Genomic DNA, 274 nt, shown 5'->3' on the forward strand with positions numbered 1-274 from the left:
TCAACCGTTTCCGGCGTCTCGCACGTGACTATGAACGGCTCCCCGAAACTCTCGCCGGGCTTCATTTTGTCGTCTTCGCAATGCTCATGCTTGTCCACGCCGTGCCAGTACTTCAAAGTTCCTAACAAGCTCTAACAACGAGCAAGAAGTGATGGAAGTGTTGACGGGGCCGGAGCGCCGGCGGCGGTGGTCAGCTGAAGAGAAGCTGACGATGGTGCGGGAGAGTTTCGAGCCGGGCAAGTCGGTCTCGATGGTTGCACGCCAGCACGGCGTC

At 58.8% G+C, this 274-nt stretch carries 1 protein-coding gene and 1 pseudogene; both read left to right on the plus strand.

Going from position 1 to position 274, the window contains the following annotated elements; genetic code table 11:
- Positions 1–125 (plus strand): annotated as a pseudogene (locus tag ACLFKU_RS44560) (IS5/IS1182 family transposase); the annotation flags it as partial.
- Positions 126–151: 26 nt separating this feature from the next.
- A partial coding sequence (locus ACLFKU_RS44565; protein ID WP_410853498.1) for a transposase occupies positions 152–274 on the plus strand: 123 nt, incomplete at its 3' end.

The organism is Paraburkholderia sp. EG304 (genome assembly GCF_046543485.1).
GTDB lineage: Bacteria > Pseudomonadota > Gammaproteobacteria > Burkholderiales > Burkholderiaceae > Paraburkholderia > Paraburkholderia youngii.